Here is a 21,510-nt window from a genome sequence, read left to right on the forward strand (position 1 = left end):
AGCGGCGGGGGCAGGACATCAAGTCCCAAGGAACACGAAGTCCGGTCCGCCCCGGTCAGCTCCGGTAATCCCCGTTGATCGCCACGTACTGCTTGGTCAGGTCGCAGGTCCACATGGTCGCCGAGCCCCGGCCGACGCCGACGTCGATGCTGACCTCGAGCTCCGGCTTCTTCATGTAGGCGCTCATCTTGGCCTCGGAGTAGGTCGGCGAAACCAGGCCGTCCTGGGCCGCGACCAGCTTGCCGAACTTCACGCTGATCCGGTCGCGATTGACCGGTTCGTCGGCGCGGCCGACGGCCATGACGATGCGGCCCCAGTTGGCGTCCTCACCGGCGAAGGCGGTCTTGACCAGCGGGCTTTCCGCCACCGTACGGGCGATCTTGCGGGCGCTGGCCGCGCTCTCGGCGCCGGAGACGTTGATCCGGACGAACTTGGTCGCGCCCTCGCCGTCGCGGACCAGCTGCATCGCCAGATCGAGCAACAGGGCCTCCAGCTTCTCGCGGAAGTCGGCCAGCCGGTGGTCGCCCGCACGGGTGATGCGCGGCGCCGAGGAGGTTCCGGTGGCGAACAGCAGCAGGGTGTCGTTGGTCGAGCGGTCGCCGTCGACGGTCACGCTGTTGAAGGTCGTGCGGGTGTAGAGGCTGACCAGGGTCTGCAGGGCCTTGGGCGCGATGTCCGCGTCGGTCGCCACGAAAGCCAGCATGGTCGCCATGTCCGGCGCGATCATGCCCGAACCCTTGGCGATGCCGTTGATCCGCACGCTCTTGCCGTCGATCCGGGCGGTGGCCGTGGCGCCCTTGGGAAAGGTGTCGGTGGTCATGATCGCCCGCGCCGCGTCGGCCCAGGCGTCGTCGGCCAGCCGGTGCTCGATCTCGGGCAGGCGCGCGGTGATCTTGCTGTCATCGAGCAGCACGCCGATGACCCCGGTCGAGGCCATCATCACGTCGCGCTGGCGGCAGTCGAATCGCTTGGCCAGGGCGCCGGCGACCCGGCGGGCGGCGTCCGCGCCCGGCTTGCCGGTGAAACTGTTGGCGCAGCCGGCGTTGACCACCAGCGCCTGGACGTTCTCGCCGCCCGAGGCCTCGAGCTGCTTCTTGCACCAGTCGACAGGAGCCGAGCCCACGCCGTGCCGGGTGAACACGCCGGCGCAGCTGGTGCCCTTGGCGAAGCGCATGACCAGCAGGTCGGGGCGCTCGTGCTTGTAGAAGCCCGCCCGGCCGATGCCGATCTGGACCCCGCCGACGGGCGGCATCTTCGGAAACGGCGTCGCCAGCGGCGACACGGCCAGGCCGGGCTTGCCGGGCGACGCGGGGGCCTCCGGCTCGGCGACCTTCTCCGGCCGCCGGGTCGTGGCGCGCTTGATCGCCGAGGCCAGCGGGTCGAGGGCCTGCTGCATCGCGTTGCCGACCATCTCGGCCGGCTTGGCGGCGACTTCCAGCGCGCGGGCCGGAGTCAGCTTTCCGCCGGCCTTCGTTTTCGACGGCGGCCGGGTCATTTCTTCGCCGGCGCGGCGGGAGCGGGCTTGGCGGCAGGTGCGGTCGCCGACGGCGTCGGCGCTTGCCCGGGCGCCGGAGCGCCGGCGGGGGGGGCAGCCGGCGGGGGCGGGGCCGAGGCCGGTTCACGCGGCGCGCCGGGCACTTCCTGCGGCTTGCCGAGCAACACCTCGACCCGCGCTTCGGCGCGCAGTTTCTCCAGCAGGTCGCGGACCTTGTCGTAGGTCAGGAAGCGGACGATCTGCGGACGGGCGGCCTCGAAGGTGATCGGCGCTTCCTGGCGCTTCTCCTCGACCTTGATCAGGGCCCATCCGCCCTCGACCGCGAACGGTCCGACCAAGCCGCCCGGCTGGGCGTCCTTGAGCGCGACCACATAGGGTTCAGGCATGACATCGAGCGTGAAGTAACCGCCGATGTCGCCGCCGCTGAAGCGGGTCGCGGTGTCGGCCGACCGTTCCATCGCCAGGGCCTCGAACGAGGCGCCGGCGGCCAGCAGCTTCTTGATCTGCTCGGCTTCGGCCTGGGTGGCGACGACGATCTGGCGGGCCTTCAGCTCCTCGGAGACCTTCGAGAGCTTCAGCTGCTCCTGGTAGAGGTCGCGGATGGCGTTGGGCGTCACCGCCTTCTCGACCACGCTCTCGACCAGCATGTCGCCGAGGATCCGCTCGCGGGCGGCGGCCAGACGGCGTTGGGCGACCGGATCGCGGTCGAGCTTCTTGGTCAGGGCTTCGGCGGCCAGCAGTTTCTGGTCGACCACCTCGTCCATCACGCGGCGGAACAGGTCGGAAGAGGTGTCGAGCGGCTCGCCTTCGCTGATCAGGCCCTGTGCGACGGCCTCGCGCTTGACGTCCGAGGCCCAGACCGTCTTGCCGTCGATGCGCGCCACGGCGGTGTCGCCGGCCTGCGGCGGTTTCTCGTTGCCCTCCTGCCGCCCGCAGGCGGTCAGGGTCAGGGCCACGGTCAGGGCGGCGATAACGCCCCAGACGCCGGTCGTTGCGGTCTTCATGGCGGCCATTTCTCCACGGGAGCCTCGAGCAACGGTCCTAGCGCGGTTTCGGGCGGAGTGGAATGCACGCGAAGCGGGGACAGGCCGGGCCGGCCCGTGGACAGCTGACCCAGAGCCCTGATTTCAGGGTGGCGCAAACGGGACACGCTGCGGCAGCCGTGCAACGCCCTCGCGTTGACACTGGGGTACCCGCTGCTTAAGTCTCCGGCGCGCTTAAACGGACGGTTTTCCGTGCGGCCGAAAGGGCTTGCACGACCACGCCAACCGCCGCCGCGCCCATACGCAACACCGGATTTCCCAAAGCATGCTCGGCTTCGCCAAAACCCTCTTCGGTTCCTCCAATGACCGCAAGGTCAAGCAACTCTCCGCGCGGGTTGCGAAGATCAACGGACTGGAGGCCGGGTACGCGGCCCTCAGCGAGGAGCAGCTGCGGGCAAAGACCGGTGAGTTCAAGGCGCGACTGGCGGCCGGCGAGTCGCTGGACGACCTGATGCCGGAAGCCTTCGCGGTCGTCCGCGAGGCGTCCAAGCGCACGCTCGGCCAGCGGCACTACGACGTACAGATGGTCGGCGGCATGGTGCTGCACAAAGGCGGCATCGCCGAGATGCGCACCGGCGAAGGCAAGACCCTGGTCGCCACCCTGCCGACCTACCTCAATGCGCTCGAGGGCAAGGGCGTCCATGTCATCACGGTCAACGACTACCTGGCCAAGCGCGACGCCGAGTGGATGGGTCAGGTCTACCGGTACCTCGGCCTGTCGGTCGGGGTGATCGTCAACGGCCTGAGCCAGGCCCAGCGTCAGGAAGCCTACAACAGCGACATCACCTACGGCACGAACAACGAGTTCGGCTTCGACTACCTGCGCGACAACCTCGTCTACGACGCCCGCGAGATGGTCCAGCGCGGCCATAACTTCGTGATCGTCGACGAGGTGGACTCGATCCTGATCGACGAGGCCCGCACGCCGCTGATCATCTCCGGCCCGACCGAAGACCGGTCCGAGTTCTACCGGACGATGGACGTGGTGGTGAAAGCCCTGATCCAGGAAGAGGGCATCTACGAACACGACGAGAAGCAGCGTCAGGTGCTGCTGACCGAGTACGGCTCGGAAAAGGTCGAACAGATCCTGCAGGACGGCGGCAGCCTGGCGCCCGATTCCGCCGGTCTCTACGACCCGGTGAACATCTCGGTGGTGCACCACATCAACCAGGCCCTGCGGGCCAACGTGCTCTACACCAAGGACAAGGACTACATCGTCAAGGCTGGCGAGGTGATCCTGATCGACGAATTCACCGGTCGCATGATGACCGGCCGTCGCCTGTCCGAGGGCCTGCACCAGGCCATCGAGGCCAAGGAAGGCGCCGAGATCCAGCCCGAGAACCAGACCCTGGCCTCGGTCACGATCCAGAACTACTTCCGCCTCTACAAGAAGCTGTCCGGCATGACCGGCACGGCCGCGACCGAGGCGCAGGAATTCCTCGACATCTACAAGATGGACGTCACCGAGATCCCGACCAACCGTCCGGTCGCGCGGATCGACGACGACGACGAGGTCTATCGCACGGCCGACGAGAAGAACCGGGCAATCCTCGCCCAGATCGAGGATTGCCATCGTCGCGGCCAGCCGATCCTGGTCGGCACGGTGTCGATCGAAAAGTCCGAGGTTCTGTCCGAGCTGCTGTCGAAGCACGAGTTCGAAATCGACGGCAAGAAGGTCAAGGGCATTCCGCACAACGTGCTGAACGCGCGCTACCATGAACAGGAAGCCTACATCGTCGCGGACGCCGGCTTCCCGGGCGCGGTGACGATCGCCACCAACATGGCCGGTCGCGGCACCGACATCCAGCTCGGCGGCAACGTCGAGATGCATATGGCCAAGTGGCGCCAGGACCAGCTCGGCCTCGGCCTCGCGGTCGACCATGACGCCGAGATGGAAGAGAAGCACCGCTTCGAGGCGGAAATCGCGGAAGCCAAGCAGAAGGCCCTCGCCGCCGGCGGGCTCTATGTGCTCGGCACCGAACGTCACGAAAGCCGCCGTATCGACAACCAGCTGCGCGGCCGCACCGGCCGTCAGGGCGACCCCGGCAAGTCGAAGTTCTTCCTCTGCTGCGAGGACGACCTGCTGCGCATCTTCGCCGGCGAGCGGCTGGACGCGATCATGCGCTCCTTCGGGGTGCAGGAGGGCGAGGCGATCACCCACAAGTGGCTGAACAAGGCCATCGCCACCGCCCAGAAGCGCGTCGAGCAGCGCAACTACGAGATCCGCAAGAACCTCCTCAAGTACGACGACGTCGTGAACGACCAGCGCAAGGCCGTGTTCGAGCAGCGCCAGGAGTTCATGGAGGCGACCGATCTGTCGGAGATCGTCGCCCAGATGCGCCAGGACGTGATCGACGACATGGTCGCCCGCGACCTGCCGCCGAAGGCCTACGCCGAGCAGTGGGACCTCGACGATCTGGACGAACGCGTCCGCACGGTTCTGGGCATGGAACTGCCGCTGCGCGAGTGGGCGGCCGAGGAAGGCATCGCCAACGAGGAGATGCGCGACCGCCTCGACGAGGCCGCCAACAAGCGGGCCGCCGAGCGCGAGGAGCTGGTCTCCGCCGGCCAGATGCGCGGCTTCGAGAAGAACTTCCTGCTGCAGATGGTCGACATGCAGTGGCGCGAACACCTCGTGCACCTGGACCACCTGCGCAACGTCATCGGCCTGCGCGGCTACGGCCAGCGTGACCCGCTGAACGAGTACAAGACCGAGGCCTTCAGCCTGTTCGAGAAGCTGCTGATCGACCTGCGCACCAACGTCACCCGCTGGCTGATGACGGTCGAGTTCCAGTTCGCCGATCCCGAGCCTGAGCACCAGCCGCTGCAGTTCCAGGAGGTCCACATGGACCCCCAGACCGGCGAGAACGAGCGGGCCCTGTCCTTCGCCGGCGCGGGCGCCGACATGGACGGCGAACAGCGCGCGGCCCTGCCGATCAGCGCCCTGCCGGCCGGCTGGGAACGCACCAGCCGCAATGCCGACTGCCCCTGCGGCTCAGGCCGCAAGTTCAAGCACTGCCACGGGCGGCTGATCTAACGTGAAGACGGACGCTCCCCGCTTCGCGGGGAGCTGTCAGGCGGAGCCTGACTGAGGGGCTGCGCAGGAGGCGGCGGTCGGACCAGGAACGCTGAGTTTGGCCGACAGCGGCTTTCAGAATCCTTCGGTGGCGACAGCGCCGCCCCTCCACCGCCTCCAGCGGTCCCCCTCCCCGCAAAGCGGGGAGGATTTTCCGAATCCTAAGCCCCCACCCAGTTCCCGTGGAAGCCCAGCGGCACGCGCCGGGGGACCTTCGCCCTCGCGATCGGGCCCTTGTCCATGGCCTGGGCGTCGAACACCACGAAGTCGCTGCGGGCTTCGGCGGCGATGAACTGCACCGCCACGATCCAGCCGTCGCCTTCCGGCGCGTCGGCCGAGCGGGGCACGAACACCGGCTCTGACACCGCGTCGCCGGCGCCGCTGACCCAGTCGGTGCGCTTGCCGGACGTCAGGTCGATGTGGCTGAGGCCGTTGGTGCGGATGTCGCCGGGCTTGGCCGTCTGGGTCGAGTACCAGCCGTGGCGATTGGCCTTGAAGGTGAAGCGCTCGTCGTAGCGCGGGAATTCGCCGGCCAGGTCGTCCAGCTGCTCCTCACGGATGACGTCGGAGGGGTCGTTCAGGTCGAAGGTCCAGCGCACCAGATAGGCGCCGGCCTGGGTTCCGCGGCTGCCGTCCGCCAGCGGGAACAGCGGCGCGACGGCGTACTTCATCACGTCAGCGACGATCTTCCCGTCCTCATCCCAGGCGTTCATGACATGGAAGACGTAGCAGGCGTCGGTCTGGAACCAGCGGATGCTGTCGACGGACGCGTCGCGCGCCATGACCCCGACCATGGCCGGCTTTTCCGGTTCCCAGGCGAAGGGCGGCAGGCCCTTCATCGCCCGGTCCAGGCTGCCGCTCAGCGGCAGGATCGGGAACAGTACGTGGCTGCCCGTGACCATGAAGTCGTGGATCATCGAGCAGTAGGGCGCCTGGAAGGTGTCGCGGCGCTTGAGCACCCCGTCCGCCCCCATCACGCCGTAGCTTACATTGGGCGAGAACGGCATCGGCGCGTCGGCGTAACCGAAGAACACCAGGTCCTTCGTCACCGGGTCTTCCTTGGGGTGGGCGGTGACCTTGCCGCCGAACGGCTGGTAGCCGCGCGGCTCCAGGGTGTCGGGGTCGAGGCCGAACGGTTCGTGACCCTCTTCCAGCGCCAGCAGGCGGCCGCCGTGCCAGACGACGTTGGTATTGGCGACGCCCGAGTCGACCTTGCCGAACACCTCGGGGTCTGTGGTCATCGGGTTGCCGAAGGTGCCGAACAGCGACTTGCCGGCCTTGTTCTCGGTCTCCCAGCGCGGCGTGCGGACGTAGCGGTTGCGATAGCTGACCTTGCCGCCGTCGACCCAGAAGCCGTGGACCATCCCGTCGCCCGCGAACCAGTGGTGGTTCGGGTCGCGCGGGTCGAACTGCGGGTTGGGTCCGATGCGGTAGAGGGCGCCGCGCAGGCCGGCGGGGATCTCGCCCTCGACCGTCAGCTCAAAGTCGTCTTCCGACCGGACCGGAGCGAAGGCGCCCGCCAGATAGGGGTTCACGCGCACGTCACGGTCCATGTCGGCCTCCCGGGGCATCTTGTTATTTACGTCGTAAATTTATGATCCCGGAATCGGGGCTTGGCAAGCGGCGATTGTCAGGGCCGGATACGGCGGGGCGGAGGACGACGGCTTGGCGACCGAACTCGGAATCATCGAAGGCTACTACGGGAAACCCTGGACCTGGCAGGAGCGGGCGGACCAGGTCAGCTTCCTCGCACCCCACGGCTACAGCTTCTTCATGTACGCCCCCAAGGCCGACGCCTTTCTGCGCAAGCGCTGGCGCGAAGAGCACCCGGCGGCGGAGAACGAGGCGCTGGCGGCCTTCTCGGCCCATTGCCGGTCGCAGGGCGTGCGCTTCGGCGTGGGCCTCAGCCCCTACGAGCTCTATCGCGACTTCGGCGAGGCGGCCAAGGCGGACCTGGCCCGCAAGCTGGCCTGGCTGGATGACATCGGGATCGACGACCTGGGCATCCTGTTCGACGACATGCGCGGTGACCTGCCTGGTCTGGCGCGAAGCCAGGCCGACATCCTGCACTGGATCGCGGAGCGAACGGCGGCCAGCCGCGTGGTCACCTGCCCGACCTACTACACCGACGATCCAGTGCTGGACCGGTTCTTCGGCGAGCGCCCGGCGGATTATCTGGAGACCCTCGGCGCGGCGCTCGATCCGGCCATCGGGGTGTTCTGGACCGGCGAGGAGGTCTGTTCAGCCGAATACAGCCCCGGCCATCTGGCGCGGGTCGCCGCGCAGCTGCGCCGCAAGCCGATCCTCTGGGACAACTATCCGGTCAATGACGGGCCGCGGATGAGCCAGTACCTGCATCTGCGGGCCATGACCGGCCGGCCGGCGGCGATGGGCCAGCACCTGGCGGCCCATGCGGTGAACCCGGCCCTGCAGCCGGTGCTGTCACGCATCCCGCTGCTGACCCTGGCGGACAGCTATCGCCTGGGCGAGGCCTACCAGTACGGCGCGGCGTTCAACGAGGCCGCCCGGCGGGTTCTGGGCGAACCGCTGGCGGCGCAGCTGCAGGTCCACATCTCCCGCTTCCAGCAGTTCGGCCTGCCGCTGACCGAGGCGGATACGATCGCCTCGCTGCGCGCCCGCTACGCCGCGTTCGAGCATCCGGGCGCGCGGGAGATCGTCGCGTTTCTGGATGGCGAGTACCGGATTACCCGCGAGATGATGGAGGAGGGGTAGGCGCTGAGGCTCACCCACCGACGGTCATCCCGGACGGCCCGAAGGGGCGATCCGGGACCCAGATCAAGGCCCGACCGCCATGCGTTGAGCCGAATCTGGGTCCCGACTCTTCGCTGCGCTTCGGCCGGGATGACAGTCAGGGTTACGGCCGGCAGATCAGCCCCTCGCTCGAGGGCGCCTTGCCGCCGAGCACATCCAGGTACGCGGCCTTCACCCCCTCCGCGCCGGCGAAGTCCTTGAGCGTCAGCCAGCGGGGCGTGTCGGCGACGAAGCCCTCCCAGGCTTCGCCGTAGCGGGTTTCCAGTCCGCCAGGGCCCCAGTCCTGTCGGCGCTTCACCACCCGGTCGGGGGCAAAGAAGAACGTCGGCGCGGGGCCGGGCAGAGGGGCCGGCGCGCTACGCGCCTCCCAGTGGGTGATGCCGACGAGGCAGCTGTAGGCCAGGTCGTCTCCAAAGCGATTGTGGACCGCCGCGCGCACGGCCTGATCGCCGGCGAAGTCGACCAGCACGGCCGGCGTCTCGACCGGCGCGGTCGGCAGGTCGTCGTACAGGACAACCTGGTCGTAGTAGCCGAGGTCCTCGACGAAGGCCCGGTTTCGCGGCGAAGTCAGGCCCAGCACCTTGACCCGTCCGGACTGCTTCAGCAGCCAGGCGAGGCCCATAGACGTGCGGCTGGAGGCGCTGGCGAGGATCACAGTTTTCGCGCCGAAGTCGCCGTTGTCGACCAGCAGGTCATCGATCAGGAACGAGGTCATGAACAGCGGATTGAGCAGCGACCGGTGGTCCTGGTGCGGCGCGTCGGCGGGCGCCTCGACATACTGGTTGTAGGTCGGCGGCAGGTCGGCGCGACAGGTGGCCTCGTCCACAAACCCGGCCCGCGACCGGCGCGGCGACGCCAGGAGATGGCTGGCCATCGGCCAGTAGCCGTAGAACCGCTCACCGGCCTTGAAGTCCGGATTGGCCGAGGACTCGACCACGCCATAGCCCCAGGCCGGGATGCAGCCCCAGCCGTCCGGCTTGGGGAAGAACCGCCAGTAGCCGATCTGGTCGCCGGCCACCGCATAGGTGACGTTGTTGGCGGTCAGCGAGAAGGACTCGACCCGGAACAGCACCTCGCCGTCCGCCGGTTCGGCCAGGGTCACCGGGGCGATCTTCGTCTGGTGAAGATCGCTTCGAAGCACGAGAAAGTCCCAGCCCTGCGCGGCCATGTGCGGTGTCCTTGCGTGATGATGCGCGTACACTGTAAATCTGCCCGACCGTCAGAGTCCAACGCTCCATGCCCCGCCTGCTGTCAGAAACCGACGTCGCCGAGTTCCGCGAGCGCCTGATCGCCGCGGCCGAGCGGCTGTTCGGCGAGCGTGGCCCGGACGGAGTGACGATGCGCCAGCTGGCGACCGAGCTCGGCGTCAGTCCGATGACCCCCTATCGCTACTTCAAGGACAAGGACGCGATCCTGGCCGCCGTGCGGGCCAGCGGCTTCGCCCGCTTCGCCGAGGCGATGGAGCAGGCGACCGCCGGGATCACCGATCCGCAGCAGCAGTCCGAGGCCACGGGCCGCGCCTATGTCCGGTTCGCGCTGGGCAATTCCGACGCCTACCGTCTGATGTTCGATTTCTCCCAGCCCAATGAGTCCGAGTATCCGGACCTGGTCGAGGCGTCCGCCCGGGCGCGAACGATGATGGCGCGGCATGCCCAGGCGCTGGTCGCGTCGGGCGCGGCGCGCGGCGACCCGATGATGATCGCCCACATGCTCTGGGCCGCGCTGCACGGCGGACTGGTGCTGCAGATGGCCGGCAAGCTGTCGCCGGACATCGACCCCTCGGCGCTCAGGCGGCAGGCGTTCGAAGCGATCCTGCGCGGGCTGCGTCCGGACGCTTGACGGTCGTCGGGGAAGGTCGCTGAAGCTGACTGCGTGGTTCGAGACGCTCGCTTGAGGCTCGCTCCTCACCATGACGAAGAGATCTGCCACCCACCCCTGCGCGTCATCCTGAGGAGCGATCCCTCAGGATCGCGTCTCGAAGGACGCACCCATGACCCAGCCCAAGCCCTTCACCGTTGACTGGTCCGAGACAGACGTGCGCCGCGTGCTGGATCAGGTGCGGCACTATCCCTGGCCGCCGGCGCCGGCGGTGGAAGACGGCTGGCTGTACGGCTGTGACGCGGCCTTCCTGGAGGAGACCTGCGCGCACTGGGCCGATCACTATGACTGGCGGGCGGCCGTCGCCGACCTCAACCGCTTTCCGCAGTTCACCGCCCGGGTCGAGGACTTCGACCTGCACTTCGTCCATGTGGTCGGCGAGGCCGGCGGCAAGCGGCCGCTGCTGCTGACCCACGGCTGGCCGGGCAGCCACTACGAGTTCTGGGCGTCCATCGACAAGCTGGCCTTCCCCAGCAAGCACGGCGGCAAGGCGGAGGACGCGTTCGACGTCGTGGTTCCGAGTCTCCCCGGCTTCGGCTTCTCCTCGAAGCCTACGCGCCCGATCGGCCAACGGCTGACGGCCAAACTGTTCAACACCCTGATGACCGACGTGCTCGGCTACGACCGCTACCTTGCGCAGGGCGGCGACTGGGGCGGCCTCGTCACCAGCTGGATCGGTTTCGACCACGGCGCCCATGCGAAGGCGATTCACCTCAACATGATCGGCTTCCGGCCCAAGGGCGGGCCGCAGTCGCCCGAGGAGATCGCCTGGCTGCAGCACAGCCAGATGATGATGCAGATGCTCGGCGCCTATTTCAGCCTGCAGGCGTCCAAGCCGCAGTCGCTGGCCTGGCTCGGCGCCGGCAACCCGGTTGGGCAGGCGGCCTGGATCCTTGAGCGGTTCTATGACTGGTCGGATCTGCGGACCAAGCCGCTGATCGGCGCCTACACGCGCGACCAGCTGCTGACCAACATCATGATCTATGTGATGACCGGCAGCTTCACGACCGGCGCCTGGTACTACCGCGGCCTGATGGAAGAGGGCGGCATCGCGGCCATGGAGGGGCAGCGCTGCGAGACCCCGACCGCCTTCGCCAACTTCCCCGGCGAAGCGCTCTACAAGGCCCCGCCGCGCAGCTGGGCCGACCGCGCCTACAACATCACCCGCTGGACCGACATGCCCAGCGGCGGCCACTTCGCCGCGATGGAAGAGCCGGACCTGTTCGTGGCCGATGTGCGGGCCTGGGCGCGGGAGGTCTAGGGGACATGTACCGCAGGTACGTGTCCCCCAAACCAGCAGCACGATCAGGGGACACGTACCTTCGGTACATGTCCCCGCGCTATTCCGCCTTCGGCTTGAGCAACAGCAGCGCCACCAGGCTCAGCACGCACGCGGCGCTGAGGTAGTAGCCGACGTAGGTCAGGCCGCCGGCCTTGGCGAGGCCCTCGGCGATCAGCGGGGTCATGCCGCCGCCGATGATGCCGCCGACGTTGAAGGCCACGCTGGCCCCGGTGTAGCGCACCCGGGCCGGGAACAGCCCGGGCAGCCAGGCGCCGAGCGGTCCGTAGACCAGCCCCATCAGCACCATCGCCACCGACAGGAACGCGCCCACCAGCAGCAGCGAGCCCGAGCCCAGCAGCGGCGCCAGCGCAAAGCCGCCCAGCACCGCCGCAGCGCAGCCGATCATCAGCACACGGCGCGGGTTGGTCGCGTCCGACCAGTAGCCGGCCCAGATGATCCCGCCGGCCATGAACAGGATGGCGATCAGCTGAACGCCGAGGAACGCCTCGCGGCTGTAGCCGAGCGTCTTGGTGCCGTAGCCCAGCGCGAAGGCGGTCGAGATGTAATAGATGCAGAAGCAGGCCACGACGCCGAAGGTGCCACCGAGCACCTCGCGCCAGTTGGTCCGCATCACCTCGCCGAGCGGTACGGTCGGCGGCGGGGCTTCCTCCAGGGCTGCCTTGAAGGCGGGGGTCTCGGTCAGGCTCAGCCGCACCCACAGGCCGATCGCCACCAGCACCGCGCTGAGCAGGAACGGAATGCGCCAGCCCCAGCTGAGGAACTGCTCCGACGTCAGGGTCAGGCCGAGGATCAGGAACAGACCGTTGGCTGCCAGGAAGCCGACCGGCGCGCCCAGCTGCGGGAACATGCCGAACCGCGCCTTCCAGCCCGGCGGGGCGTTTTCCACCGCCAGCAGCGCCGCGCCACCCCATTCCCCGCCGAGACCGAAGCCCTGGCCGAAGCGCAGGATGCAGAGCAGCAGCGGCGCGATCCAGCCGGCCATCGCATAGCCGGGCAGGAAGGCGATCAATGTGGTCGAACCGCCCATCAGCAACAGCGAGGCGACCAGCGTCGACTTGCGCCCGATCCGGTCGCCGAAATGGCCGAAGAACACCGCCCCGACCGGCCGCGCGATGAAGGCGATGGCGAAGGTGGCGTAGGAACTCATCAGCTGCGCTGTCGGCGAGCTCGACGGGAAGAACAGCGGCCCGAACACCAGCGAGGCGGCCGTGGCGTAGATGTAGAAGTCGTAGAACTCCACCGCCGTGCCGACGAGGCTGGCGGTGAGCACCGTGCGGTTGGAGGGGGCGGTCTTGCCCTGAGTGTCGCTCGCCATGTCGTTCCCCCCGGTTCGTTGTTCCCTGAATGGCGGGGGGAAGGGTTGCGGGTCAAGCGTGCGTGGTTCGAGACGCTCGGCTGGGGCCTCGCTCCTCACCATGACGAAGATTTTGGCTTCCACCCTCTACGTCATCCTGAGGAGCGATCCGTCAGGATCGCGTCTCGAAGGACGCACCCCTGCACAGCTGTGCTATAGCCCGCTTCATGACCGACGCCCCCCAGACCCCCGCCGAGAAGATGAAGGCCATCCTGGCCGCCAAACAGGGTGGCGCCGCGCGCGCCGGCCAGGGCAGCGGGGCCGCCAGCGGCAAGCAGGGCGAGGCGCTCGCCGCCGCCCGCTCGTTCTCGAAATCAAAGCCGGCCCTGCGGAAGTAGTCGCCATGGCCCGCTACGACTTCGCCTCCGACAACGTCGCCGGCGCGATGCCCGAGGTGATCGACGCCCTGATCGCCGCCAACGCGGGAACCGCCTCCGGCTACGGAACCGATCACGTCAGCGCCCGCGCGGCCGACCTGATCCGGGCGGCGCTGGACGCCGACGCCGACATCCGGTTCGTCGCCTCGGGCACCGCAGCCAACGCCCTGTCGTGCGCCACGCTCGCCCAGCCGCATGAGGCTGTGCTGGCCCATGAGCACGCGCACATCCTGACCGACGAGACCGGCGCCCCCGGCTATTTCGGCGCGGGCGTCGGACTGATCGGCCTGCCGGGCGCCAGCGGACGCATTGAACCCTCCGCCCTCGCGCAGGCCCTGGCCCAGCCCGAAGTTTCCTATCGCCAGCCGGCGGCCGCGCTGTCGCTGACCAACACCACCGAGTACGGCACCGTCTGTTCGGTCGAGAGCTTCAAGGCGCTGATCGACCCGGTGAAGGCGCGCGGCTATGGCGTACACCTCGACGGTGCGCGGCTGGCCAACGCCGTGGCGGCCGGGTTCGACCTGAAGGCCGTGCCGAAGCTCGGCGTCGATATCCTGATCATGGGCGGGACCAAGGCGGGCTCGACCCCGACCGAGGCCATCGTCCTGCTGAACAAGGGTCTGGCTCGCCGGTTCGACGCGCGGCTCAAGCACGCCGGCCAGCTGGTGTCGAAAGGCCGCTTCCTCGCCGCTCCGTGGATCGGCCTGCTGGAGACGGGCGCCTGGCAGACCCGCGCCGCCCACGCCAACGCCATGGCGCAGCGGCTGGCGGCGCTGATGCCGTTCCCGATCGTCCATCCGGTCGAGGCCAACGGCGTCTTTGTCGAGATGGACCAGCCGACGCTGGATCGCCTCGCGGCGACCGGCTGGTTCGTCTACCGCTTCATCGACGGCACGGTGCGCTTCATGTGCAGCTGGGCGACGACGCCGGAGATGGTCGATGAGCTGGGTGAGGCGTTGAAGGCGGTGGCTGATGGCGGGGCTGGCGCGACAGGCGGCAAGCCACAGCCGGAACGACCTGGCTGATCACCGCCGTCGGGGCGGCGCTTTGGTGCGCGAAAAATGCTGCGTCATGGCCCTGCTTGTCCGGGCCACCCAAGCGCACCGAAGTCAGCCGGTAGAGCGGACACGTCGGGGATACCCTGCGCTACCGCGTGCTTGGGTGGGCCGAACGAGTCGGGCCATGACGATGTTTGGGGCATACAGACCGAACAGCGCCTCTTGCCTCACCCTGCGTCCGCCCGTTAGCTCGCGGGCATGAGCGAGCAGTCCCATCCCGAGATCCGAGACGCCGTCCGCAAGCTGTGCGCGGGCTTTCCTGGCGAGTACTGGCGCGCGCTGGATCGCGACCGGACCTATCCGACGGAATTCGTGAAGACGCTGACGGAGGCCGGCTTCCTGTCGGTTCTGATCCCCGAGGAATACGGCGGCTCGGGGCTCGGCCTGTCAGCGGCGACGGCGGTGCTGGAGGAGATCCACCGGTCGGGCTGCAACGGCGGCGCCTGTCACGCCCAGATGTACACCATGGGCACGGTGCTCAAGCACGGCAGCCAGGCGCAGAAGGAGGCCTACCTGCCGAAGATCGCCAGCGGTGAAATCCGGCTGCAGGCCTTCGGGGTCACCGAACCGACCGCCGGCACCGACACGACCCGCATTTCCACCTTCGCCCGCCGCGAGGGCGACAAATACATCGTCAACGGCCAGAAGATCTGGATCTCCCGCGCCGAGCACAGCGACCTGATGGTCCTGCTCTGCCGCACCACGGCGCGCGAGGACGCCGCCCGGCCGGCCGACGGCATGAGCGTGCTGCTGGTCGACATGCGCAAGGCGGTCGGCAATGGCCTGACCATCCGCCCGATCCGTACGATGCTCAATCACGCCACCACCGAGCTGTTCTTCGACAACCTTGAGGTGCCGGTCGAGAATCTCGTCGGCGAGGAGGGCAAGGGCTTCCGCTACATCCTCGACGGCATGAACGCCGAGCGCATCCTGATCGCCGCCGAGTGCATCGGCGACGGGCGGTTTTTTATCGACCGGTCGAGCGCCTATGCCAAGGAACGCTCGGTGTTCGGGCGGGCCATCGGCGAGAACCAGGGGGTGCAGTTCCCCATCGCCCGCAACTACGTCCAGCTCTCCGCGGCCGCTCTGGCGGTTGACCACGCCGCCGCCCTGTTCGACGCCGGAAAGCCCTGCGGCACCGAGGCGAACATGGCCAAGATGCTGGCCAGCGAGGCCAGCTGGGCGGCCGCCGACACCTGTATCCAGACCCACGGCGGCTTCGGCTTCGCCGAGGAATACGACATCGAGCGCAAGTTCCGCGAGACGCGCCTCTACCAGGTGGCCCCGATCAGCACGAACCTGATCCTCAGCCATGTGGGAACCCACGTGCTGGGTATGCCCAAGAGCTTCTGACCGGCATGCGGAGGCTCTTCGGGGTCTGGGTCGCGTTCGTCGACTTCTTCTTCGAGGGGCGGCTGGGACTGTGGGTGCTGATCGCCATCGCCGTCACCCTGCCGTGGCTGGCCGCGATCTGGTCGCCGGCGCCGTGGCTCGGCGGAGGTCTGCTGCTGGCGGGGCTTGCGACCAAGCTTGGCCAGGTGGCGCTGGCGATGCGTGCTGATACGAAGGTGAAGTATCCGCCGAAGGCGTTCTGGAGGCCGTTCACCCCGCTGTCGCGGACTGATCCTTCGCCGCCCGCTTCTCCGGTCACCTGCTGGTCCAAGGCCGATCTGGACGCTCTGTTGCCGGATCCGCGCGAGAGCGAGTGGATATGGTTCGACCTGTTCGTGCCCGCCTATGGCCGCAGCTTCCGGATTCGCCCGGAGCTGGCCGATCGATGGCAGGGTTTGTCGTCAAAGACCGTGGACGCGATCAACGACGTCATCGGCTGGACGGCGGCCGACCGGCTAACGATCCGCAGTCTGCTCGTGGACTATGCGCAGACCACGCGCGAGACCTGGGGCGATGATCCTGACGGGCATCTGGACGCCGGACCTGACGAGATCGAGGATATCGTCTGCGGGGCGGATATCCTCATCGACGAGACTGACGAGACCCGCCACAGGATGAGCGCGATGGCGCTGGAGGCGCCCTGGGACTCCAGCCATGGTCTGTATGTCGTGATCCGGGACGGTCGGCCGGTCGCCGTCCGCGAGTACGACACCGACCTCTGGACCTACGACCAGGATTGAGGCCGGTCTGGGCTTCCGTCTCGCGGGGCGGTATCGCTCGCCTGTGCCGACGTTCATCTACATCAACGATCCCGCCGACGCCCGCCTGGACGCCTATCGCGATATCCGCGAGCGGGACCTGGTCGGGCGCCAGGGGCGGTTCATCGCCGAGGGCGAGACCGTGCTGCGGGTGCTGGCCGGGCAGGACAGGTTCCGGCCGCTGTCCGTGCTGATCGCGGCCAAGCGGCTGGAGAAGCTGACGCCGATCCTGGAGCAGCTGGCCGAGACGGTTCCCGTCTACCTGGCCAGCCAGCCCGTGCTGGACACGATCGTCGGGTTCGAACTGCACCGGGGCATCCTGGCGCTGGCCGAGCGGGCGCCGCCGCTCCCGGCCGACGCCCTGCTGGCGGGCCTGCCCGAGGCGGCGCTGGTGCTGGCGCTGGTCGGGATCGCCAATCACGACAACATGGGCGGCCTGTTTCGCAACGCCGCCGGTTTCGGCGTCGACGCGGTGCTGCTCGACCCGACCTGCTGCGACCCGCTCTATCGCAAGGCCATCCGGGTCTCGGTCGGGGGCGTGCTGCGGGTTCCCTACGCGTCACTGGACGACGGCGAGGACCTGATCGGCCTGCTGGAGCGTCACCGGTTCGAGCCCGTCGCGCTCAGTCCGTCCGGCAGCGTCGCGTTGTCCGCGCTGCCTGCGATCGGCCGACCGGCCCTGCTTCTCGGAGCGGAAGGGCCAGGCCTGCCTGACGCAACCCTGGCCCGTTGCCGGACGGTCTCGATCCCGATGGCGCCCGGCTTCGACTCGCTCAATGTCGCGGTCGCCGCCGGGATCGCCCTGCATCAGCTGCGGATCAGTTAGCCCACATCACGTATTCCGCGTCCTTCGGCATCGGTGTGCCGTCGACCGGCTTGTCGATCCAGATCGGGCCCTCGATCAGCGCCGGCCAGATCGGTTTGGCGGCGCGCCGGTCCTGGGCGTCGAGCATCGCGGTCAGCGAGGCCACGACCGCAGGATTGGCCGCGGCGACGTTGGACTGTTCGGTCGGATCGGCTTTCAGATTGAACAGCCAGGCCTTCTTCGGCCGCTCGGACAGCTGCAGCTTCCAGTCTCCGGAGATGACCACGCGGTAGTGGCCCGAGCGGAAGAACAGCGGCCGGTCCGCCGCGCCGCCCTTGGCCAGGGTCAGCAGGTCGACACCGTCCAGCACGCCGGGTTTGGCCGCCGGCGCGCGCGCCGCCGCCGCCGCCGTGGCGAAGATGTCGAAGTGCATCGCCCGCGCGGGCGTCGTCGAGCCCGGCTGGATCTGGCCCGGCCACTTGACGAAGAACGGCACCCGCACGCCACCCTCGAAGAAGGTCGCCTTGAAGCCGCGGTAGGGTTTGTTGATGTCCGGCAGGCCGATGTAGTTGGCCCCGCCGTTGTCGCTGGTGAAGATGATGATGGTGTCGTCCGTCAGGCCCTGGGCTTCGAGTTCGGCCAGCACCTTCCCGACATTGCGGTCGAGAGCCTTGATCATTGCGGCGTACACGCGCAGCCGGTGGTCCTTGATCGACGACAGCGCGTCGTAGTCGGACTTCAGGGCCTGGAGCGGCGTGTGCGGGGCGTTGAACGCCAGGTACATGAAGAACGGACGATCCTTGTTGGCCCGGATCGCGCTGACCGCCTCGTCGCCGAAGTAGTCGGTGATGTAGTTGCGCGGGTGGAACGGCTTGCTGCCGTTGAACCGGACGGAGAAGGGCAGGTTGGCCCACAGGAACCGGTCGATCGCGTCGAAGTCCTGCTTCGAGTTGACGGAGTTGGGGTCGTTGGCCGGCAGGAACATGCCTCCGCCGGCGTAGAAGCCGAGCGTGTCGTCGAAGCCCTGGTCCTGCGGACGCAGACCTTCGGCCTCGCCCAGGTGCCACTTGCCGATGTGCAGGGTGCGATAGCCGGCGGACTTCATGGTCTCGGCGAGCGTGACTTCGCTGGCCGGAACGCCCAGGTCCTCGACCGCCGGCATGGCGGCGACGCGGTCCTCGTAGAAGATCGGCTTGATCGGCCCGTGACCGCCGAGCCTGACGATGTTGCGGGCGAAGGACACCGGCACCGAGGTGAACTCGAAGCCGAACCGGGTCGGATAGCGGCCGGTCATCATCGCCGCCCGCGAGGGCGAGCAGGTGGCGTTGCCGGCATAGCCGTTGACGAAGCTGACGCCGTCGCGGGCGAGGGAGTCGATGCTCGGCGTGTCGACGGCGCCGTTGGCCACGCCCTCGCCGGTCGACTGGAGGTCGTTGATGCCCAGGTCGTCGGCGACGATGACGATGACGTTGGGCGGTCGCTTGGCGCCCGCGGCCGGAGCGGGCGCGGCGCCCGAGGCCCAGGTGACTTCATGGAAGGGCTGGATCGGGTTCTTGATCCGCCCGATCACGCCAGGGATGTAGATCCAGAATTGCTGAAAGGCGACAATGCCGGCCACCAGCACCAGGGCGACGACCCCCAGGGTCACGGTCAGTTTGCGGTTCATGGTCAGGTCTCGCGTCAGCGCAGAAGGCGTTTACGGGTGATGTCGGAGCCGCCCGCGGGCAGGCTGATGAGGTCGCCGTCGCGGGCGATCCACAGCGGGCCGGTGAAGATCTTGCGGGCCTCGCCGAGGAACGGACCCTCCAGCGCCCGCAGCGGCAGCGGCGGCACGATGTGGTTGAGCAGCAGCGCCTTCACCCCGGCCTTCGTGGCGATGCCGGCCGCCTGGTCCGGGGTGGTGTGATAGTTGAGAATGTCGTCCATGATCTTGGCGCGCTTGGTGTTCCCGGCCTTGAGCGCCGCCTTCCCGATCAGGCCGACGAGGCGCGGTGACAGGGCTTCATGAACCAGCAGATCGGCGCCCGTGGCGAAGCGGGTGACGGCGGGCGAGGGCGACGCGTCGCCGCTGATGACGACGCTGCGTCCCTTGTAGTCGAAACGATAGCCGACCGCGGGCTCGACCGGGCCGTGGTTCACCTTGAACGCCGTGATCTTCACACCGTCCTCTTGCAGGACCACGACGGAATCCTGGCCCTCCGGGAAGGCGAACGGGCGGGCCTCGATGCCCGCGCCCGACGGCGGGGCGACGGCCTCGCCATGGTGCGCGGTGCGATAGCTGGAGTCCGCCACATAGGCCTGGGTGAATCCGGCGGCGACCTGCTCGACGCCCTGAGGCCCATAGAGCTTCAGCGGCGTCGGCAGGTTGCCGCCCGCCCAGCGCTGCATGGCGACGTTGCCCAGACCGTCGATGTGATCGGAATGGAAGTGGGTCAGCAGGACTACCGAGTCGCCGGCGATGCCCATCCGGCCCAGCGTCCGCCCGGCGGCCTCGCCCGTGTCGACGATGAACAGGCGCTTGCCGGCGATCACCGCGGTGCAGGGCGCGCCGCGATCCCCGTCCGGGAAGGGGCCGCCCGAGCCGCAGACGGCCACGTGCAGGCCATCGGGAAGGCTGGCGACGACGTTGGTCGACATCCCCGCCGCCAGCCGGCGTTCCATGAGCCGGATCGCCAGGTCGCCGCGCAGGAACCACGCCCCGACCCCCGCCAGCACGATGAGGACCAGCAGCCCAGTCAGGATCCGTTTCATCTCGCCCCCCAATTCCGCTTGCGTGCCGGAATTATATTGGCATAGTTTGTGCCATTAGTTTTCCGGTCGGTCAACCCGGCTTCATGATACCCCGCGAGATTGAGCATGCAGGTTTTCCGAACCCCCGACGATCGTTTTGCCAACCTGCCGGACTTCCCGTTCGCGCCACACTACGCGACCGTGCGGGACGCATCGGGCGTCGACCTGCGGATCGGCTACATCGATGAGGGTCCCCGCGATGCGGCGCCGGTGCTGCTGATGCACGGCGAGCCGTCCTGGTCCTATCTGTATCGCGGGATCATTGCTCCGCTGATGGGCCGCCACAGGGTCGTCGCCCCCGACCTCGTCGGCTTCGGCCGGTCGGACAAGCCGGCGGAAATGAGCGACTACAGCTACGAGAAGCACGTCGCCTGGATGAGCGACTGGCTGGTCGCGCTGGACCTCAAGGACATAACGCTGTTCTGCCAGGACTGGGGCGGCCTGATCGGGCTGCGTCTGGTCGCGGCCTTCCCGGAACGGTTCGCCCGGGTGATCGTGGCCAACACCGGCATGCCGACCGGCTCGGGCATGAGCGACGCCTTCAAGGCCTGGCTGACGATGAGCCAGACCATCCCGGTCTTCCCGGCGGGGATGATCGTCAACATGGGCTCGCTGCGCGACCTCAGCCCCGAAGAGGTTGCCGCCTACGACGCGCCCTATCCGGACGAAACCTACAAGGCCGGCGCCCGGATCTTCCCGACCTTCGTGCCGGTGACGCCCGAGCATCCGTCAGTCGCCGAGAACAAGGCCGCCTGGCAGGTGCTGGAGGCTTTCGACAAGCCGTTCCTGACCGCGTTCAGCGACGGCGACCCTGTGTCCAAGGGCGGCGACGTACCGTTCCAGCAGCGGGTGCCGGGCGCGAAAGGCCAGAAGCACACCATCATCGAGGGGGGCGGCCACTTTCTGCAGGAAGACCGGCCCGCCGAGATCGCCGCCCTGATCGACGGCTTCATCACCGGGACCCGCGGCTGATGGGCGCCGCGGCCCGCGCCCCGTCGCGGATCACGCTCGGGCTGCTGGCCGCCCTTGGGCTGATCAATCTCGTCCGCGGCGCGATCCACGTCTTCCTGCCGGACAGCGGGGCGGGCGTTATCGCGCACTTCGACCTCACGCAGGGCGGCCGGACGATCGTTTTCCTGCTGGCCATGGTCGGCGCCGGACAGATCGCTTCCGGGCTGGTCGAGTGGCTGGTCGTCGCCCGCTTTCGAGCCCTGGCGGCGCCGCTCCTGGCGATCGAACTGCTGCGCGCCCTGCTGGCCGTCTACATCGCTTTCGTCTCCAAGTCGGTCGGAGCCGGCTATCCGGGCGCGAAGGGCATCGCGATCTCGGCCGTCGTGCTGACCGTCGCGGTGATCTGGGAGGTCGCCCGCCCGCGGCCGAAGGCCTGATCCCTTGCAGGATGCGCCCGG

The 21,510-nt window shown here is 68.3% G+C and carries 18 protein-coding genes; 11 read left to right on the forward strand and 7 right to left on the reverse strand.

Going from position 1 to position 21,510, the window contains the following annotated elements; all coding sequences use genetic code 11:
• Positions 1-55: 55 nt before the first annotated feature.
• Positions 56-1,495 carry a bifunctional glutamate N-acetyltransferase/amino-acid acetyltransferase ArgJ gene (gene argJ / locus AC3WJT_RS04995; protein WP_492341961.1) on the reverse strand — a complete coding sequence of 480 codons (1,440 nt, stop codon included), beginning with the start codon at positions 1,493-1,495 and terminating at the stop codon, positions 56-58.
• Positions 1,492-2,499, reverse strand: coding sequence for a peptidylprolyl isomerase (locus AC3WJT_RS05000; protein WP_492341962.1), 1,008 nt, complete (start codon positions 2,497-2,499; stop codon positions 1,492-1,494). The genes argJ and AC3WJT_RS05000 overlap by 4 nt, the downstream gene beginning before the upstream one ends.
• Positions 2,500-2,803: 304 nt before the next feature.
• Here AC3WJT_RS05000 and secA point away from each other — a divergent pair, with 304 nt between their 5' ends.
• Positions 2,804-5,575: a preprotein translocase subunit SecA gene (gene secA, locus AC3WJT_RS05005; protein ID WP_492341963.1), complete on the forward strand. Its 2,772-nt coding sequence runs from the start codon at positions 2,804-2,806 to the stop codon at positions 5,573-5,575.
• A 200-nt stretch (positions 5,576-5,775) separates the two neighbouring features.
• Here secA and AC3WJT_RS05010 read toward each other — a convergent pair whose 3' ends face one another.
• Positions 5,776-7,167: a carotenoid oxygenase family protein gene (locus AC3WJT_RS05010; protein WP_492341964.1), complete on the reverse strand. Its 1,392-nt coding sequence runs from the start codon at positions 7,165-7,167 to the stop codon at positions 5,776-5,778.
• Positions 7,168-7,279: 112 nt separating this feature from the next.
• Here AC3WJT_RS05010 and AC3WJT_RS05015 point away from each other — a divergent pair, with 112 nt between their 5' ends.
• Positions 7,280-8,347, forward strand: a complete 1,068-nt coding sequence (locus tag AC3WJT_RS05015) for a beta-N-acetylglucosaminidase domain-containing protein (RefSeq protein WP_492341965.1) — start codon at positions 7,280-7,282, stop codon at positions 8,345-8,347.
• Positions 8,348-8,489: 142 nt separating this feature from the next.
• Here the strand turns inward: AC3WJT_RS05015 and AC3WJT_RS05020 are convergent, their stop codons facing one another.
• Positions 8,490-9,554, reverse strand: a complete 1,065-nt coding sequence (locus AC3WJT_RS05020; RefSeq protein ID WP_492341966.1) for a DUF2855 family protein — start codon at positions 9,552-9,554, stop codon at positions 8,490-8,492.
• A 68-nt stretch (positions 9,555-9,622) separates the two neighbouring features.
• On the opposite strand from AC3WJT_RS05020, the gene AC3WJT_RS05025 reads away from it, so the two are divergent.
• Both AC3WJT_RS05025 and AC3WJT_RS05030 read left to right on the forward strand, forming a co-directional pair.
• Entirely contained in the window at positions 9,623-10,225 is a 603-nt protein-coding gene (locus AC3WJT_RS05025) for a TetR/AcrR family transcriptional regulator (RefSeq protein WP_492341967.1), read from the forward strand.
• Positions 10,226-10,376: 151 nt separating this feature from the next.
• On the forward strand, positions 10,377-11,525 hold the full coding sequence (locus tag AC3WJT_RS05030) for an epoxide hydrolase family protein (protein WP_492341968.1): 1,149 nt from the start codon (positions 10,377-10,379) through the stop codon (positions 11,523-11,525).
• Positions 11,526-11,604: 79 nt separating this feature from the next.
• Here the strand turns inward: AC3WJT_RS05030 and AC3WJT_RS05035 are convergent, their stop codons facing one another.
• The gene (locus tag AC3WJT_RS05035; RefSeq protein ID WP_492341969.1) at positions 11,605-12,882 is read right to left on the reverse strand and encodes an MFS transporter; all 1,278 of its coding nucleotides are present in this window, start codon (positions 12,880-12,882) and stop codon (positions 11,605-11,607) included.
• A 206-nt stretch (positions 12,883-13,088) separates the two neighbouring features.
• Here AC3WJT_RS05035 and AC3WJT_RS05040 point away from each other — a divergent pair, with 206 nt between their 5' ends.
• The 5 genes from AC3WJT_RS05040 to AC3WJT_RS05060 all read left to right on the forward strand — a co-directional run bounded on the left by AC3WJT_RS05040 (position 13,089) and on the right by AC3WJT_RS05060 (position 17,332).
• Entirely contained in the window at positions 13,089-13,259 is a 171-nt protein-coding gene (locus AC3WJT_RS05040) for a hypothetical protein (protein ID WP_492341970.1), read from the forward strand.
• A gap of 5 nt (positions 13,260-13,264) precedes the next feature.
• Positions 13,265-14,323 carry a threonine aldolase family protein gene (locus tag AC3WJT_RS05045; RefSeq protein WP_492341971.1) on the forward strand — a complete coding sequence of 353 codons (1,059 nt, stop codon included), beginning with the start codon at positions 13,265-13,267 and terminating at the stop codon, positions 14,321-14,323.
• A gap of 231 nt (positions 14,324-14,554) precedes the next feature.
• Positions 14,555-15,709 carry an acyl-CoA dehydrogenase family protein gene (locus AC3WJT_RS05050; RefSeq protein ID WP_492341972.1) on the forward strand — a complete coding sequence of 385 codons (1,155 nt, stop codon included), beginning with the start codon at positions 14,555-14,557 and terminating at the stop codon, positions 15,707-15,709.
• A 5-nt stretch (positions 15,710-15,714) separates the two neighbouring features.
• The gene (locus AC3WJT_RS05055; RefSeq protein WP_492341973.1) at positions 15,715-16,488 is read left to right on the forward strand and encodes a DUF6985 domain-containing protein; all 774 of its coding nucleotides are present in this window, start codon (positions 15,715-15,717) and stop codon (positions 16,486-16,488) included.
• 43 nt (positions 16,489-16,531) lie between these two features.
• Positions 16,532-17,332, forward strand: a complete 801-nt coding sequence (locus AC3WJT_RS05060; protein WP_492341974.1) for a TrmH family RNA methyltransferase — start codon at positions 16,532-16,534, stop codon at positions 17,330-17,332.
• On the opposite strand, the gene AC3WJT_RS05065 is transcribed toward AC3WJT_RS05060, so the two are convergent.
• Together AC3WJT_RS05065 and AC3WJT_RS05070 are read right to left on the reverse strand one after the other, a co-directional pair.
• Complete coding sequence (locus AC3WJT_RS05065; protein WP_492341975.1) at positions 17,325-18,977, reverse strand: sulfatase-like hydrolase/transferase; 1,653 nt, start codon at positions 18,975-18,977, stop codon at positions 17,325-17,327. The two genes, AC3WJT_RS05060 and AC3WJT_RS05065, sit on opposite strands and share 8 nt — an antisense overlap.
• 14 nt (positions 18,978-18,991) lie before the next feature.
• Entirely contained in the window at positions 18,992-20,062 is a 1,071-nt protein-coding gene (locus AC3WJT_RS05070; protein WP_492341976.1) for an MBL fold metallo-hydrolase, read from the reverse strand.
• Between the two features lie 105 nt (positions 20,063-20,167).
• On the opposite strand from AC3WJT_RS05070, the gene AC3WJT_RS05075 reads away from it, so the two are divergent.
• Positions 20,168-21,073, forward strand: coding sequence for a haloalkane dehalogenase (locus AC3WJT_RS05075; protein ID WP_492341977.1), 906 nt, complete (start codon positions 20,168-20,170; stop codon positions 21,071-21,073).
• On the forward strand, positions 21,073-21,489 hold the full coding sequence (locus tag AC3WJT_RS05080; RefSeq protein WP_492341978.1) for a hypothetical protein: 417 nt from the start codon (positions 21,073-21,075) through the stop codon (positions 21,487-21,489). Before AC3WJT_RS05075 ends, AC3WJT_RS05080 begins: the two co-directional genes overlap by 1 nt.
• Positions 21,490-21,510: the final 21 nt, after the last annotated feature.

Source organism: Caulobacter sp. FW305-C-30-S16 (assembly GCF_058783025.1).